The sequence below is a fragment of the Burkholderia arboris genome (assembly GCF_902499125.1).
Taxonomy (GTDB): Bacteria; Pseudomonadota; Gammaproteobacteria; order Burkholderiales; family Burkholderiaceae; genus Burkholderia; species Burkholderia arboris.
Genome location: NZ_CABVPX010000055.1, coordinates 18,153 through 33,339 on the forward strand (window position 1 = coordinate 18,153; position 15,187 = coordinate 33,339).

Annotated in this window: 14 protein-coding genes; 4 read left to right on the forward strand and 10 right to left on the reverse strand. The window is 64.7% G+C overall.

Annotation, left to right across the window (positions count from 1 at the left end; translation table 11 throughout):
- Nucleotides 1–5 precede the first annotated feature (5 nt).
- The 4 genes from BLA15945_RS36590 to BLA15945_RS36605 form a co-directional block, all read right to left on the reverse strand.
- Complete coding sequence (locus BLA15945_RS36590) at nt 6–1,037, reverse strand: ParB/RepB/Spo0J family partition protein (protein ID WP_174994658.1); 1,032 nt, start codon at nt 1,035–1,037, stop codon at nt 6–8.
- Nucleotides 1,030–1,725, reverse strand: coding sequence for a ParA family protein (locus BLA15945_RS36595; RefSeq protein WP_059241085.1), 696 nt, complete (start codon nt 1,723–1,725; stop codon nt 1,030–1,032). Before BLA15945_RS36595 ends, BLA15945_RS36590 begins: the two co-directional genes overlap by 8 nt.
- A gap of 1,811 nt (nt 1,726–3,536) precedes the next feature.
- A complete protein-coding gene (locus BLA15945_RS36600) occupies nt 3,537–4,553 on the reverse strand; it encodes an AraC family transcriptional regulator (RefSeq protein ID WP_059241086.1) in 1,017 nt (338 codons plus the stop codon).
- A gap of 128 nt (nt 4,554–4,681) precedes the next feature.
- Nucleotides 4,682–5,806 carry an MBL fold metallo-hydrolase gene (locus BLA15945_RS36605; RefSeq protein WP_174994659.1) on the reverse strand — a complete coding sequence of 375 codons (1,125 nt, stop codon included), beginning with the start codon at nt 5,804–5,806 and terminating at the stop codon, nt 4,682–4,684.
- 83 nt (nt 5,807–5,889) lie between these two features.
- Between BLA15945_RS36605 and BLA15945_RS36610 the strand changes: the two genes are divergently transcribed.
- Nucleotides 5,890–6,546, forward strand: coding sequence for a TetR/AcrR family transcriptional regulator (locus BLA15945_RS36610; RefSeq protein WP_174994660.1), 657 nt, complete (start codon nt 5,890–5,892; stop codon nt 6,544–6,546).
- A gap of 192 nt (nt 6,547–6,738) precedes the next feature.
- The gene (locus BLA15945_RS36615; RefSeq protein WP_059242378.1) at nt 6,739–7,230 is read left to right on the forward strand and encodes a flavodoxin family protein; all 492 of its coding nucleotides are present in this window, start codon (nt 6,739–6,741) and stop codon (nt 7,228–7,230) included.
- Nucleotides 7,231–7,327: 97 nt separating this feature from the next.
- Here the strand turns inward: BLA15945_RS36615 and BLA15945_RS36620 are convergent, their stop codons facing one another.
- Nucleotides 7,328–7,912 (reverse strand): DUF2889 domain-containing protein, encoded by a 585-nt coding sequence (locus tag BLA15945_RS36620; protein WP_174994661.1) that lies wholly within the window; start codon nt 7,910–7,912, stop codon nt 7,328–7,330.
- A 751-nt stretch (nt 7,913–8,663) separates the two neighbouring features.
- On the opposite strand from BLA15945_RS36620, the gene BLA15945_RS36625 reads away from it, so the two are divergent.
- Both BLA15945_RS36625 and BLA15945_RS36630 read left to right on the forward strand, forming a co-directional pair.
- Nucleotides 8,664–9,359, forward strand: a complete 696-nt coding sequence (locus tag BLA15945_RS36625) for a ProQ/FinO family protein (protein ID WP_174994662.1) — start codon at nt 8,664–8,666, stop codon at nt 9,357–9,359.
- Between the two features lie 476 nt (nt 9,360–9,835).
- Entirely contained in the window at nt 9,836–10,897 is a 1,062-nt protein-coding gene (locus BLA15945_RS36630) for a DMT family transporter (protein ID WP_174994663.1), read from the forward strand.
- Nucleotides 10,898–11,037: 140 nt separating this feature from the next.
- Here the strand turns inward: BLA15945_RS36630 and BLA15945_RS36635 are convergent, their stop codons facing one another.
- The 5 genes from BLA15945_RS36635 to BLA15945_RS36655 all read right to left on the reverse strand — a co-directional run bounded on the left by BLA15945_RS36635 (nt 11,038) and on the right by BLA15945_RS36655 (nt 14,988).
- The gene (locus BLA15945_RS36635) at nt 11,038–11,628 is read right to left on the reverse strand and encodes a nitrogen fixation protein NifQ (protein WP_174994664.1); all 591 of its coding nucleotides are present in this window, start codon (nt 11,626–11,628) and stop codon (nt 11,038–11,040) included.
- Between the two features lie 75 nt (nt 11,629–11,703).
- Nucleotides 11,704–12,129: a TOBE domain-containing protein gene (locus tag BLA15945_RS36640; RefSeq protein ID WP_059241092.1), complete on the reverse strand. Its 426-nt coding sequence runs from the start codon at nt 12,127–12,129 to the stop codon at nt 11,704–11,706.
- Nucleotides 12,130–12,309: 180 nt separating this feature from the next.
- Nucleotides 12,310–13,818 carry an efflux transporter outer membrane subunit gene (locus BLA15945_RS36645; RefSeq protein ID WP_174994665.1) on the reverse strand — a complete coding sequence of 503 codons (1,509 nt, stop codon included), beginning with the start codon at nt 13,816–13,818 and terminating at the stop codon, nt 12,310–12,312.
- Nucleotides 13,815–14,774, reverse strand: a complete 960-nt coding sequence (locus BLA15945_RS36650; protein ID WP_174994666.1) for an efflux RND transporter periplasmic adaptor subunit — start codon at nt 14,772–14,774, stop codon at nt 13,815–13,817. The genes BLA15945_RS36645 and BLA15945_RS36650 overlap by 4 nt, the downstream gene beginning before the upstream one ends.
- A gap of 1 nt (nt 14,775) precedes the next feature.
- Nucleotides 14,776–14,988, reverse strand: coding sequence for a DUF1656 domain-containing protein (locus tag BLA15945_RS36655; RefSeq protein ID WP_059241095.1), 213 nt, complete (start codon nt 14,986–14,988; stop codon nt 14,776–14,778).
- Nucleotides 14,989–15,187 lie beyond the last annotated feature (199 nt).

A 15,187-nucleotide genomic window follows, 5' to 3' on the forward strand; every position in this document is an offset into this window, starting at 1 on the left:
GGTGCTTACTTGGGCGTGGCCGCCGCGAGATCCGCGACGTACGCATCGATGACGGTCTTGAGCTTGTCGGCGAGCGCTTCCTGGTGGGAGGCGTCGACGCCCTTGAGCTGCAGATCCAGACGTCCGTCCGGATAAGTCTTCAACTGACCGATCGCCCGCGATTCGAGCGCAAAGTCGTGACGAACGCTGTAGCGCGTGCGTCCCGCCTTCTTGTTGCCGTCGCTCTGCGCACGCAGGAAATTCTCGAGGTCGCGGACCGATTTTTTCCGGTCGATCACGGCCGTCAACAGCCGGTCGGCCGTCGGCTCGCCCAGGCGCTCGAAGATCAGCTTCAGGAAGTACGCTGCCTGCAGGCCAACCACGTCGTTCGCGCTGGCCATCCGCTCCAGCAGCGTGTTCGGCAGCGCGTTGAGCGACAGCGTCTTGCTGATCGATGCCTTGTCCTTGCCGATTTTTTCCGCCAGCGTGTTCTGGTCGGAAAAGACCTTCTCGTCGAGGAGGCGCTTCCACGCTACCGCATCGTCGAAGATCGTCTGGCGTTCGTGGTCGTGGTTGGCCCGATACGCGATCGTGTAGAGCTGCTCGGGGGTGTGGTCCGTACGGAACGTGGCGTTGATCGTCTCGTCGCCGTTGATGCTCGTCGCGCGCAGCCGGCGTTGCCCGTCGATCACGACGAGCTTGCCGGGAAACTCCGGGAGCCGCGTGACCTTGATCGGCTCGATCTGCCCTTCCCGTTTCAACGTCAGTGCGAGCTCGTGCAGGCTCGACTCCGAGTAGAACACGCGCGGGTTGAACGGGTTCGGGATGCAGTCCTTGACCAGAACCTTCTGCGGCGCGCCAAGATCGGCCGCACCGGCGGGCGCGGCTGCAGCAGTCGTGCCGGCGGGCGCCGCTTCGACGGCGGCAGCCGGTGCGACCGCCGGCTCGGGCAGCCGCGTTTCGAGTGCCGCATTTTCCTGCGCAAGTCCGCGCAACAGGCCGGCCGCGAGATGCAGATTGCCCGTCGGCTTCTTGTCTTTCGATGTGTCCTTAGCCATGGGCGGCTCCGGTAGCGCGCGTCGACGCGATGTATTGGGCCATTTCCGTGACCAGCTTCTCGATTTCTGCACGGGCTTCCTTCAAGCCCTTCAGGTATCGATTGTGGTGATGGATCGTGGTGCCGAGCGCGAACGTCTGACGGTAGACCTCGCGTTGCGCGATCTGGCTGTCGAGCAGATGCTCCCCTATTTCTTCAGCCCTTAGAATTTTTAAAATTTCTTCACGCATTTTAGTTTTTCCATTAACACTATTCAGCATCAATGCGGAAGAAAGATTTGGGTTTCGAACGGTGCGCATCGACTCGATCATGCGGATCATCGCGACGGTACTGTACAGGTCGGCCGGCGAAGGCGACAGCGGCACCAGGCAGAAGTCCGCCACTTCGAGGACGGATGCGATACGCGGATCTTCGAGGTTGCCGGGACAGTCCACGACGATCACGTCGAAGTTCGCGTCCTGCTTCTTGATCTCGCCGCCGATGCCGCGGCCGGCGGGCGCCAGCGAAAGGACCGTCATCGGCAGCGTATTTTCACCGCTCGTGACCCAACGAACGGACGTGCCTTGAGGGTCGGCATCGATCAGCGCGACCTTGTTGCCGCCGGCTTCGAACGCAGCAGCGATGTTGACGGAGATGGTTGTCTTTCCAGTTCCACCTTTTTGATTACTGACGGCGATCTTGAAAGCCATTAAATTCCTCCACGGAGTTTTGCGTAATATATGCAGTTATTGTCGAAATGTCCAGAAAGGTCTTCGACATGATGGAAGTTTTGATGATCGGCGTGGTTGTCACGTGACAAGTAAGCCGAATGGCTAACGCGCTATTCGAAATTATCGGTCGAGAAAAATAAAATTCCATCCTGTGTCTCTGGGAAAAATAGACCGTCAGCTAAAGAAAAGTCGACTGACTTAAACGTCAATGACGAATCTGCCTCATTGAGGCTGATGAACTCATCATGTCTTTGTCTCCCTGATCCTTGCCTTAACCCGATTCGCTGATGTTGTAGGCGTCCTCGAAGCGAGCGGTTGTTACGTGACAATCGCTAGAAAGCGATTCCGGCTTGTGATTTCCGTTGAGGGAAAAGTTTTTAATCGGGGCGAGAGCTGAGTTGCGGGGGCATTACTTCGACGGCGAATATATGGTCGACGACCAAACGCGTACCGAGAAGAGTTGTCACGTGACAAACGGCTCGGAACACGGCTCGACGGTAGCAACGCTATGGGGCTCAAGATCTGTCGCGGTTGAGCAATCCTGAGCGCGCTTCGGTTGATATGTTCGGATGCAAGTTGGCGCAGACGATTTGCTGTTCAACGCCGTTTGTTGTGCGAGTCGTTCAGTCAGTTGTCACGTGACAACAGGAGTGTGGGATCTCTGAAGGTCAAGCCATGAGGCGATATGAAACATCCGCTCTGCCAATGTAGAAGTGCGCCTGGACGGAGATGTCGCGGGATGGTTGTTCTGCTTGTCTGGGCCTCTGTCGCTGCGCGCCCACGCTTTTGTGCCGGGACGTGGCTGCAAGTCGCTTGGCGCCATCCAGAAAGGACAAGCCACGATCTGGCTTGATATGACCCCATTTAAAGAGATGTCAAGAACCTGCATTTCCAATCGTGGCGGCCCGTAGGGGAGGGGGCGATTGAGCGTATCGGGACGGGTAGATGGACAACCCGGCAACCGCCAGCTCTGCCAAGGCGTACGTGAGCCACGATGGAGGCAAATTCACGCGTCGAGTGTCGTGTGACAACTCAAACGGGTCAGGTCGTGAAACATTTGCGAGAAATGGCGCATTCTCGGAAATCCTTGTCCGGCAATGGCTTGCGCCATATTCTTCATGTTGTTTCACGCAAAATGGGCAAGGTCGCTCGCGGAATTGGGGGCGCATTATTTTTCGTGTGTCGCCAGCTGCAATTGAGTCACGAATGGTGAGATTTGTCGTGTTTGATACGTAATTCGTGGTTTTCGAAACGATTTGAGGCCGGTGGTAAGACGGAGGTGCCGATCAGTTTGCTAATCAGTACATCGTCGGTTCTGATCTAGCCTCATATCCGGCACCTAAAGTATCGATATTCAGCGCCAGTTGTCACGTGACAACGCACGTGCGAGTCGCCTGATTCGTTGAACTGCGGAGTGTCGAGGGAACCTGACCGTCTGGGGGATCTGCGCCAGGGAAGCAGCAGGGCAACTGGATCGGTGTGATCTTTGGAGCGGTGTGACGCCGCCGGCTACTCCGAGAGCATCGGGATCAGGCGATCTATCTGTAGCAGCTCGAGGCGCACAAGCTCGAGTGCTCGCCTCGAACTCGACGCGCATCCGGCGCCATTCAACATTCAACCGGGATAGCCCCGGCACACGCGGCCCCATCCCTCCCGGGCCGGCAACAAGTATGCATCTGATGGCGTCAATTAGACCGGATCGGACCGATCACGCATGTGACAAGGCCAACTTCGCCTCGCTGCGGATCCAGGCAAAGCCGGCATTTCACCCCTCCACTGCCGCTCCGCGATCAATAGCTGGCTGCGATCGACAGAACGACGTCCGTTCCCCCTCGCAGGCTATCGATGTCCCTCCGAGGCGAATTGCCGAACAACCGACTGTATTCGCGGTTGAACTGGGTCGGGCTTGCATACCCGACCCGGAACGACGCCGACGCGGCATCGAGCCGTTCGGACAGCATCAGTCGACGCGCCTCGTTGAGCCGTATCCATTTCTGATACTGCAGCGGACTCATGCCGGTGAGCTGGCGGAAGTGGTGATGGAAGGTCGAACTGCTCATCTGAACCTGCGCCGCGAGATCATCGACGCGCAAGGACTCGTCATAGTGAGCACGCAACCACTGGATCGCGCGTGACACGCGGTTGCACTGGCTACCGGTGGATGCGATCTGACGCAGGCGGGCGCCCTGGTCGCTCGTCAGCAGGCGATAGTAGATTTCGCGCTCGACGTACGGTGCGAGAACGGCAATGGCATTCGGGTCGTCGAGCAATGCCAGCAACCGGTTCAGCGCGTCGTACAGCGGTTCGGTCATGTCGCCGACGACGAGGCCGCGGCCGACCGGTGCATCGTCGTGATCCGGCGCGACCTGCATCATCAGTTCGGCCATGACACGAAAATCGAGCTTGAGGCCGAGCCCGAGGAACGGTTTTTCGCGGCTGGCTTCGATGACCTGCGTCGAACCCGGCAGATCGAGTGACGTGATCAGAAAGCGGTTGGTGTCGTAGATATAGGCATCGCCGCTCTGGATGACGCGCTTCGTGCCCTGTACGACGAGGCCGAAGCTCGGTTCGACCATGCAGTCCATCGGTTGCGTCGGTGCTTCCCGTCGATGAAAGCTCAGATTGGGAATGGCCGTGACGAGGTGGTCGACACCCTCCGTCCATCTTGCGACGCGCTCGGCGAGTGTCTGCCGCAGCTCGCCTTCGCGGCTGACGCGGGGCGGCCGGTAGCCTGCCTGGTTGATTGCAGCGATGGCGACATCGTCGTCTCGTTGCCCGGGGGTGTATCGGACGTGTGCCGGATGCATGACTTATCTACTCGGGTAATCGGGTCGACGGGCTGGCCGTCGACGTGTTGGGGCTCCGGCAACGAAAACGCCTTCCGGAATCGCGGCATCGCCACGCTTCCGGAAGGCGCGTGCAGCGGCTGGCGAATCTACTTCGTTGCCTGCGACGCACAAAGCTGCCAGCGGCGCGATTTCGCTGCCGGCGCTGCCGCGCGCTCGTCGACCGTACGCCACCACCGCTCGCCGCGATGCGGTTCGTCGAGATCGACGCGTTCGCCTATCCTGGGTGTCGACAATTCGACGCCGCGCACGATTGCCAGCGCCGTGACGCGCTCGAACGGCTCCTGCCAGCGATGCATCGCGAGATCGAACGTGCCGTTGTGAATCGGGATCAGCCAGCGTCCGCGCAAATCGATGTGTGCCTGCACGGTTTCTTCCGGCTGCATGTGCACATACGGCCATTGCGCATCATAGGCGCCTGTTTCGATCAGCGTGATGTCGAACGGCCCCAGGCGCTCGCCGATCTCTCGGAATCCGTCGAAATAGCCCGTGTCGCCGCTGAAGAATATGCGCCGGTCGCCGTCGACGATCACCCACGACGCCCACAGCGTGCTGTTGCCGTCGAACAGGCTGCGCCCGGAGAAGTGCTGGGCGGGCGTCGCGGTCAGCGTCAGGCCGGCGACGTCAATGCTCTGCCACCAGTCGAGCTGGCGAATTTTGCTTGCGTCGATACCCCATTCGATCAGTCGATCGCCGACGCCGAGCGTGGTCACGAATACGTCGGTGGTGGCGGCAAGCGCGAGCACCGTGTCGCGGTCGAGGTGATCGTAGTGATCGTGCGACAGGATCACGCCGCGCAGCGGCGGAAGATCCTCCAGCGCGATCGGCGGCGCATGGAAGCGCTTGGGGCCGACTCGCCGAAACGGCGATGCACGCTCGGCAAACACGGGATCCGTCAGCCAGAATCCGCCGCGCAGCTTGAGCAGCAGCGTCGAATGGCCGAGCCGGTACAGGCTGCGGTCGGGGGCCGCGTCGAGTTCCGCGCGAGTCAGCGAATCGACGGGCAGCGCCCCGGTGGGCACGGTATTGCGCGGCTTGTTGACCAGCATGTTCCAGGCGATCCCCAGCGTCTTGCCGAATCCTTCGGCGGGACGCGGTGCGACATTGGCGAAGCGCTCGCCATTGTGCTGTGGCGAACTGCCGGACAGCGTGCGGCCGCGCCGGGCGGCCGCAAAACCCAGAATGCGGTGAATCAAAACGAGAGGCGATGCCATGTCGGTTCATCCGGAGAATAAAGTACACTAAACAGTGTAGTTTATTTTTTGGATAAGTAAACTGCCCGGTGTAATATTTCCATATGGATACCAGCACTCCCCCTCAGCGTCTGACCGATCGAAAGCGCGCGGCCATCGTCGACGCGGCGATCGAGGAATTTCTCGCAGCGGGCTACGATGCGACCAGCATGGATCGTATCGCGGCGCGCGCGGACGTGTCGAAGCGCACGGTCTATAACCACTTTCCGGGCAAGGAGACGCTGTTCGCCGCGATCCTGAACAAGCTGTGGGATGCGACCCGGACCGGCAGTTCGCCGAGCTATCGCGCCGACGTGTCGCTGCGCGACCAGCTGCTCGGGCTGCTGGACCGGAAATTGCGATTGCTGAACGACGAGGCATTTCTAGCGCTCGCGCGCGTCGCGATCGGCGCAGCCATTCATTCCCCGGAACGGGCGCGCGACATGGTCGAGCGTCTCGGCGAGCGCGAGGAAGACGTCACGGTCTGGGTGCGTACGGCCGCGGCGGCCGGCCGTCTGTCGGTCACCGATCCGGTGTTCGCCGCGCATCAGTTGCATGGCGTCGTGAAGGCATTCGCGTTCTGGCCGCAAATCACGATGGGCCAACCGCCGCTCACCGCGCAGGAGCAGCAGAAAATTGCGGAATCGGCTGCGGACATGTTCCTCGCGTACTACGCGCGACCGGGCGACGACCGCGACGCATCGCATTGCACGCAGGATTGACCGCGTACCCGGACACATCCGGACGCATGCGCCAATCGACGCCGCTGCGATGCGCGCGCAGCATCGACAGACGGGCAAGCCGGCCGATCCGGGCAACCGAGCGCCAAATGACCCTCACACGTGACGACCGGCCATCGGGTGGAAACCGGCGATGCCGCCGGCGCACCTGAAGCCGAACGCGAGCGACTACCGATGAAAACGTTGTTGATCGTCTATCACACGATGACCGGCGGCACGCAACAGATGGCCGAAGCGGCTGCCGGCGCGGCTCGCGAGCAGCCTGGCGTCGACGTCAGGCTGCAGCGTGCGGACGCGACGAGCGCAGACGACGTGCTGACCGCCGATGCCTACCTGTTTGCGACGCCGGAAAATCTCGCGGCAATGTCCGGGTTGATGAAGGACTTCTTCGATCGCTGCTACTACGCGGCGCTCGATCGCGTGAACGGCCGCCCGTATGCGGCGATGATCTGTGCGGGAAGCGACGGGCAGAACGCGTTGCGCCAGATCGACCGGATCGCGACGGGATGGCGGCTGAAGAACGTGGCGCCTGGCCTGATCGTCTGCACGCATGCGCAGACGCCCGAGCGGATCCTCGCGGCCAAGACGATCGACAGCGACGCGCTTGCGCGCTGCGCCGAACTGGGTGCCGGCCTGGCAGCGGGCCTCGCGCTGGGCGTTTTCTGACGGCCGGCGCGGCGGCCAGTCGAAGCGATGCAGGTGGATCTGCGGTTGTTCGCGCCGTACCGGTCTGCGAGCGCGGAACCGGCCGGACGCCGGAGCCCTAGCTGCCTTTCGTCGTTGCCGACGGCCGGTGGTATTCGGGCCAAAGGCGTTTCACGAGATCGCGCGACGCGCCGTATGCGTAGCAGCTGTCGATCTTGAGCGGTTTTCCTTCGCTGTCTCGGTAGTCGAGTGACGGTCGCCGCATGCCGACCATCGTCTGATAGGCGGTGGTGGCGATCGGGCCGAGCAATTCCTTCAGGTGCGTGCACGTATCGCAGGACGGCAGGCGCTTGCGAACCTCGTTGTTCCAGCCGGCGCCGATGCTCAGCCCGACGAGCGCCTGCAGCGAATCGCCGCCGCCCGGGCACTGAGCATACGGATGCGAGCGGATGAACGTGGAGACGGTGCGGACGACCATGTCGGCGTCGAAGACCAGTGTCACGCCGAGATCGTGGATTGGCGACAGCGCCACGACCGTCCGCGTGCCACCCGGGGGGGTGAAATCGCTGGTCTTGCGGTCCGCGAGGCAGGCAGTCACTTCGAACAGGCCGTCGCTGCGGCGATAGCCGCGCATGTCGATCTGCCGATGGTGAATTTCCTCGCGCGTGATGCCGTCGTGCGGGGTGTTGTCGTGGGAATCCATGCATCCGCTCCGTTTCGTGTAACCGGTTCTTTTCGCGGGCAAACGTGAAATCGCGGGCTGACCGGGCGTGCAGTAAAACAGGCGAGATACGCTGCCGACGATGTCGATCCGGCCATACTACGCACTTTCCGGTATCTTCGTCCGCCACGCGATCGATGCGAACGCAACGAGTCGTGCAGCGGCGCCGGTGCAATTGAAGGGCGGGCAGGCTTGTCGCGCGACGTTGCGTCGATTCGGCGCGATGCGCGTGCTGCGACAATGCCTGTCGCCTGTCGCCTGTCGCCTGTCGCCTGTCGCCTGTCGCCTGTCGCCTGTCGCCTGTCGCCTGTCGCCTGTCGCCCGTCGCCCGTCGCCCGTCGCCCGTCGCCCGTCGCCCGTCGCCCGTCGCCCGTCGCCCGTCGGGCGGACCGGCGCCGGGCCTGGCCCGATTTCCGGCGGCAGCAGCGAACGGCGTGACATCCGGAAGCGGATCCCTATAATGCGCAACACGACCGCACGGACGCATTTCCGGCATGCAGAATCCGGCCAATGCAGACCGGCGAGTCAACCGGCCGTCGCGCGTACCGGTATACTTCCACTCCTGCCTTGTCCGGCATCGTGGCCGGGTGCCTGAAAACAGAGTGGCGTACGCGATGCGGCCCCGTAGCGCGCCGCATCGGCGGCAGACGGGCCGCATGCATGGCGGCGAAGCTTTTATGCCGCGCGGCATGGCCGCACGAACCACACCTTATATTCCTGGTGGATTGAATTTATGGGTTTTGAACAACTTGCCGAATTGCGGGCGCAGCTCGCAGCGAAGGCCAAACAGGAGCGCAACGCGAAGCGGCCGGCAGCACCGACGGATGTCGGCACGAAGCCGAAGTCCGGCGACCAGCCGCTTCGCGGCGCCAAGCCGGGTGCTGGCGCCAAAGCGGGCGCCGGTGCCAAGGCACCGCATCGCGCGAAGCCCGCTTCGGCGAAGCCGTCGGCGCCGGTCGATCCGGTTATCGTCGCGATCGGCAAACTGCAGCGGAAGTTTCCGCGCGCATTCCCGAAGAATCCGGCCCCGAAAGTGCCGCTCAAGGTCGGCATCTGGGACGATCTCGCACGCGAAGCGCAGGCTGTCGGCCTTAACGAAGCCGAACTGCGCGAAGCGATGTCGACGTGGTGCCGCGGTAACCGCTACTGGTCGTGCCTCGTCGAAGACGCGGTGCGTGTCGACCTGCAGGGCAACGAAGCAGGGCGCGTGACGCATGACGATGCAGCGCGCGCGCGCCGCCTGAAGGCTCGCCGTCCGGGCAAGGGCGCGGCACAGGCAGCCAAGGGTGCGCCGCAGCAGCCGAAGGCCGAGCAGCAGGCCGAGCAGCAGGCCGAGGCCGCGCCGCAACCGGCGGAAGCCGAAGCGAAAGCGAAGGTGCAAACCGACATCGCACCGCAGGTCGAACAGCAGACGGCCGGCAACGAGTAATCCGTACCGCGCTGCGGTCAACCGCGCGGCACGTACATGCAGCGCATGGCACGACAAACCGACCTGCCTCGTCAGAGGCGGGTCGGGACCGCCTCCACCGGCGCCTGACTTGCCGGTACCCCCTTCCCACGTCAAACAGACCACGCGGCCGGACAACGAACGTTCGTCGAACGTCGCTGCACGCACGATGTTTCGATTCTTCCGTGGTCGCATGAACGATTCGCATACCTGAATACAGCGTGGCTTCAGCAATATGTTTCGGTTTCCGAAATTATTGAGCGGAAATCATCGATTGCCGTGCGAGCGATCCCGCCCGGCCATCGTGACATGATGGCGCGCGATAATCTCGACTGGGTCGTCCGGCCACCAGCAGGTCGGCATGACGCATGCAGCTTGCATTCCGAAAGGTAAGGGCGGCCGGCCCCGGCACACCCCGAAGCCCCGCCCAGTTCTTCAACGTCAATTCAAACCGGATCATGAATTCGAGACATTCCGCGATTCTCGTCGCGCTCGCCGCCGCCGCGCTGTTCGGTGCCGCGACTCCGCTCGCCAAGGCGCTGATCGGCGCGATGTCACCGTTCATGGTCGCAGGCCTCTTCTATCTCGGCAGCGGCGTCGGGCTCGGCATCGGGATCCTGCTTCGCGGATGGCGTAACCGTCGCGCACCGGCCGCGGATGCCGCGCCGCTGCAGCGCGCCGATCTGCCGTGGCTGGCCGGCGCGATCGCGGCGGGGGGCGTGGCCGGCCCGGCCTTGCTGATGCTCGGGCTGTCGAGCACGCCGGCGGCGACGAGTGCGTTGCTGCTCAATCTCGAAGGCGTGCTGACGGCGGTGATCGCATGGGTCGTGTTTCGCGAAAACGTGGATACGCAGATATTCCTCGGCATGGTTGCGATCGTCGCCGGCGGCACGCTGCTGTCGCGGACACCGGGCGGGGCCGGCGTGCCGGCCGGTGCGCTGCTGATCGTCGGTGCATGCCTGTGCTGGGCGATCGACAACAACCTGACCCGCAAGGTTGCCGCGAACGACGCGATGGTCATCGCTTGCCTGAAAGGGCTGATCGCGGGGCCCGTGAATATCGGCATCGCGCTGGCGACCGGTGCAACGCTGCCCGCGATACCGGTCACCGCAGCGGCGATGCTGACGGGGCTCGGCGGCTACGGGATCAGCCTCGTGCTGTTCGTCGTCGCGCTGCGTCATCTCGGCAGCGCGCGCACCGGCGCGTATTTCTCGATCGCGCCACTGTTCGGCGTCGTGTTGTCGCTGCTGATCTGGCCTGCAGTGCCGCCCGCGACGTTCTGGATCGCCGCCGCGCTGATGGCGCTCGGCATCTGGCTGCACGTGCGCGAACGGCACGAACACACGCATGCGCACGAGCAGCTCGAGCATACGCATCGGCATTGGCACGACGAACATCACCAGCACGCGCACGACTTCCCGTATGACGGCGACGAACCGCACACGCATCCGCACGAGCATCTGCCGATCACGCACAGCCATGCGCATTTTCCGGACATCCACCACCGGCATCGGCACTGACGGCGCCATGCGGGGCGCATGATGCGCATCGCAGGGTAGCCGTTTATGGGGTGTGCGGCCGGCCCCTGAATGCCGTTCAAGGTCAGGTGTCTGGCTGGCGATGCGATGAAACAGGCGTGCGGCACGGGCCGCCGCCGTGGCTATCGCGCTTGAGGAAAGCAGAAGCCGAAATCCTCGCAGCCCGGGCATCCGGGTGCGGGCCCGGGTGGCACGCCGAGCGATGCCGCCACTTCCTGTGCGAGGAATTTCTTCCAGCGCAGGTGGGTGACGTTGCGCGCGGCGAGCGCAGGGAAAAAGCGGTCGAGCATCGCCGATACCGCATCGCGCCCGTCGAGCCCGAGATCGCGCCACAGATGGTCGGGGCGCAGGCACGCATGCGCGATGATCGAGGCGAGGCAGTCGGCATCGTCGCCGGCGACGGCGGGATTCGCGTCGTTCATCAGCCGCGCATGCAGCGTCGCGACGAATGCCGAGTGGCTGGCGGGCAACAGCGCCAGCGAGACCGTCGGCATGAATGCGGCGGAGTCGGTGGAGGGCAGGTGTGGAAATTGCCGGGCGAGCAGGCCGGCGAACCGGGCGGGAGACAGGCCCAGCAGCGAGAGTTCGTTGCGGCACGCGCGTGCCGCAACGAGTGCGCCGAACAGGCGTGCATCGGCGGTGCCGGCGCCGGCCGCTGCCGCCAGCAGCGACTGCAACGCCTGTTCATGCGCGCGACCGGACGGGGCCGTCATCGCGCGCATCCGGACGACGACCCGGCCGCATGCCTGCGCGGCGCACGACGGTCCGCCATCGCGATCGTCACGCGATCACTCGACGCCGACGATCACGCTCGACGCCTTGAAGATCGCGGATGCCGCCGTGCCGCTCGCGAGGCCGAGACGATCGACGCTGTCGTTGGTGACGATCGCGACGATCTCGGCGCCGCCTGCCGCTTTGATCACGACTTCCGCATTGATCGCGCCCTTCGTGACCGACGCAACGGTGCCTGCGACGCAGTTGCGCGCCGATACCTTGCTGCTGTCGACGTCGACCATCACGATGACCGACGACGCCTTGACGAGCGCGAACGCCTTCGTGCCGGCCGCGAGGCCCAGCGACGCTGCGCTGCCGTGGGTGATCACGGCGACGATGTCGAGGCCGTCCTGCGTGCGGAGCGTGATTTCGTCGTTGACGGCACCGGGCTTGACGGCGCCGACCTGGCCGGCGAAATGGTTGCGGGCGCTGGTTCGCATGATGACTCTCCGAGTGGATGCGGCTGCCGGATCGGCAACTGCAGATGAATGGAAATGCATCGGTCAGTTTACCGTCAACGCAGGTGTTCGTCGCCTTCCGGATGCTATGGTGCGAATCAGGAAACCCTGCCGCTGCAGGGCATTTTGCCGCACATGCGCTATGTACTTAAGGTGATAACGCTATCGTGACGACTCGCTGCCGTTCGGCGTCGCGGCGGCACGCGCTGTGGCGGGGGCGCGATCCTGTGCGGCCGTTGTGCCGTCGCCATCCCACCCGCCACCGAGTGCGAGGAAGAGCCGCACCTGATCGGCCGCGACCTGGCCTTCGGCAGCCGCGACTTGCGCACGCACGCCCGTGAGAGTGCGCGTCGCGTCGAGATCGGAGATGAACGATTCGCGGCCCGCCGCATAGAGACGATGCGTTTCGTCGGCGGAATTGCGTGCCGATTCATACGCCGTGCGCAACGCATCCGTGCGCTGCACGTCGGCCGCGTAGGTCGCGAGGCTCGACTGCGTTTCGCGCAGCGCATTCAGCACGACGCCGTCGAAGTGCGCGAGCGCGCCGCCCGTCGCGGCCTCGGCCTCGCGTACGCGCGCACGCTGGCCGTTCACGGGGAACGACCAGCTGATCAGCGGGCCGAACGACCAGCGGTTCGTGTTGGACGAGAACAGGTCGGCGGCGACGCCGACCGAGCCGGCCGACGCACCGATGCTGATCGACGGGTACAGCGCGGCGGTCGCCACGCCGATGCGCGCGGTCGAGGCGGCAAGCTGCCGCTCTGCTTCGCGCACGTCGGGTCGGCGGCGCAGCAGCGCCGCGCCGTCGCCGATCGGAATCGGCTGGCGCAGCGTCGGCAGCCGTTCGCATTCGGCGACGGCCTTCGGCAAATCAGCCGGCGCGCGCGCGAGCAGCGCGGCGAGCTGGTATTGCGCGACCTTGCGGCGGCCTTCGAAGCGCGGGATGTCGGCGGCGAGCGTGCGGACCTGCGTCACGCCGCGCGTCACGTCGGTCTGGTTGCCGCGCCCGGCGTCGCGCAACCGCTGCGACAGCGCGACGCGCTGCTTCTGCAGCGCGAGCGACTGCTTCGCGATGGCGAGTTCATCGCCGGCCGAGCACGATTCGACGTACGCGCGCACGACGTCGGCGACAACCGTGATGCGCGCGAGGTCGCCGGCCGCCTTTACGGCGTCGCTGTCGGCGCGTGCGGCTTCGACGCCGCGCCGCAGCTTGCCGAACAGGTCGATTTCGTACGACACGTTGATGCCGACCGAGCCTTCGTTGACGACGGGCAGCTTGTTTTCGAGCAGGTATTGCTCGGCCGATTCCTGCGCGCGCTGCACGGCGGCTTCGGCGCCCCCCGAGAACCCGCCCTGCTGGCTCGCGACGTCCAGCGCCGCGCGCGAGCGGGCGAGGTTGGCCGCGGCGACGCGCAGGTCGGTGTTCGACTTCAGCGCCTCGCGCACGAGCGCGTCGAGCACGGGGTCGTCATACAGTTGCCACCAGTTGCCGGGCACCGCGTCGCGCGACACCAGCGTACCGTTCGCGTCGTCGAGCGCATGGTTCGCGAGCGGCGCATTCACGTACGCCTGCTGTGGCAGCGTGTAGTCGGGGCCGACGGATTTGCACGCGCCGAGTGCGAGCGCAAGCGGCGCGAACGCTGCCGCGAGGCGCAGACCGTGCTTGTTCATTGCGACGCTCCCACCGCGCCGGCGGCCGCACCGGAGGCCGCCGATGCCGAACCGGCGGCAGCCGGCTTCGCGTTGTCGTTCTGGCGCGTGTCGGCGCCGCGCATCGACACGGTTGCGGTGCGGCCCGCGATCATCCGGAAATCGTCGGGTACTTCATCGAGCACGACGCGCACCGGCACGCGCTGCGCGAGACGCACCCAGCTGAACGCCGGGTTCACGTTCGGCAGCAGGTTCGCGCCCTGCGTGCGGTCGCGATCCTCGATCGCGGCAACGATGCTCTGCACGTGGCCGCGTAGCGTATGCGGCTCGCCCATCACGATGATGTCCACCGGCTGGCCGATATGGATGCCGCGCAGCTTGGTTTCCTCGAAGTAGCCGTCGACGCGGAACGAGTTGCGGTCGACCACCGACAGCACTGCGCGGCCGGCCGGCACGTATTCGCCGACGCGTGGCGCGCGGTCGTTCAGGTAGCCGTCTACGGGACTCACGATCGTCGTGCGCTGCAGGTTCAGCTTCGCGGTGTCGAGCGACACCTGCGCATCGGCGACACTGGCCTCGCCCTGTTCGACGCGCGTGCGGCTTTCCTCGACCTGTTCGCTCGCGACCAGGTTGCCGAGCTGCAGGTTGCGCGCGTATTCGCGCTTCGCCTGGGCCAGCGTCGCGCGGCGCTGCGCGAGCGTCGCTTCGGCGAGGCGTTCCGCGAGCGCGTAGCGCGCCTGGTCGATCACGAACAGCACCTGGCCGCGCTTGACCTCCTGGTTGTCGGCGATCTGTACCGACGTGATGAGGCCCGACACGTCCGGTGCGACCTGGATCACGTCGGCGCGCACGTGCCCGTCGCGCGTCCACGGCGAGAACATGTAGTAATTGATGATCCGCCACAGCACGAGGCCGGCTACGACGACGACGATCAGGGTGAGCAGGATTTGCCCTGCCGAGAGCCAGGTTTTTTTCACGTTAGGTAGCCACGAGATGGTGGGAAGCGATCACGACGGCGGCAAGTACGAACACGTAGATGCCGAGGTCGAAGATCGAACGGTGCCAGACGAGGCGGTAGAAGCCGACGCGTTCGAGCACCGCGCGCACGACGATGTTGATCAGGTAGGCGATCAGCATCAGCACGAGCGGAGCCGGCACGAACACGCCGAAGATGTCGATTTCGCCGATCATGGTCGCGTTGGGAAGGACAGGGTGGAAAGCGGGATCATGCGTGCGCTCCGTCCGGCGCCTGCGGCGCTTGCCCGGCCGCAGCCGGATATAGCGACAGGCGCAGGCCGACGAGCGCGTGCAGCGTGTCGCGCAGCCGGCGGTGCGTCGCGGGCGTGGCCGGTGCAGCGGGCGTGGCAGGCGCGGCCGCGCCGTCGGCCGG

Bases quoted from the DNA above. Each gene is read 5' to 3' on its own strand.
- BLA15945_RS36635 (WP_174994664.1), bottom strand. From the start codon at position 11,628: ATGACGGCCCCGTCCGGTCGCGCGCATGAACAGGCGTTGCAGTCGCTG.
- BLA15945_RS36625 (WP_174994662.1), top strand. From the start codon at position 8,664: ATGGGTTTTGAACAACTTGCCGAATTGCGGGCGCAGCTCGCAGCGAAG.
- BLA15945_RS36640 (WP_059241092.1), bottom strand. From the start codon at position 12,129: ATGCGAACCAGCGCCCGCAACCATTTCGCCGGCCAGGTCGGCGCCGTC.
- BLA15945_RS36610 (WP_174994660.1), top strand. From the start codon at position 5,890: ATGGATACCAGCACTCCCCCTCAGCGTCTGACCGATCGAAAGCGCGCG.
- BLA15945_RS36620 (WP_174994661.1), bottom strand. From the start codon at position 7,912: ATGGATTCCCACGACAACACCCCGCACGACGGCATCACGCGCGAGGAA.
- BLA15945_RS36645 (WP_174994665.1), bottom strand. From the start codon at position 13,818: ATGAACAAGCACGGTCTGCGCCTCGCGGCAGCGTTCGCGCCGCTTGCG.
- BLA15945_RS36605 (WP_174994659.1), bottom strand. From the start codon at position 5,806: ATGGCATCGCCTCTCGTTTTGATTCACCGCATTCTGGGTTTTGCGGCC.
- BLA15945_RS36590 (WP_174994658.1), bottom strand. From the start codon at position 1,037: ATGGCTAAGGACACATCGAAAGACAAGAAGCCGACGGGCAATCTGCAT.
- BLA15945_RS36615 (WP_059242378.1), top strand. From the start codon at position 6,739: ATGAAAACGTTGTTGATCGTCTATCACACGATGACCGGCGGCACGCAA.
- BLA15945_RS36630 (WP_174994663.1), top strand. From the start codon at position 9,836: ATGAATTCGAGACATTCCGCGATTCTCGTCGCGCTCGCCGCCGCCGCG.
- BLA15945_RS36655 (WP_059241095.1), bottom strand. From the start codon at position 14,988: ATGATCGGCGAAATCGACATCTTCGGCGTGTTCGTGCCGGCTCCGCTC.
- BLA15945_RS36600 (WP_059241086.1), bottom strand. From the start codon at position 4,553: ATGCATCCGGCACACGTCCGATACACCCCCGGGCAACGAGACGACGAT.
- BLA15945_RS36595 (WP_059241085.1), bottom strand. From the start codon at position 1,725: ATGGCTTTCAAGATCGCCGTCAGTAATCAAAAAGGTGGAACTGGAAAG.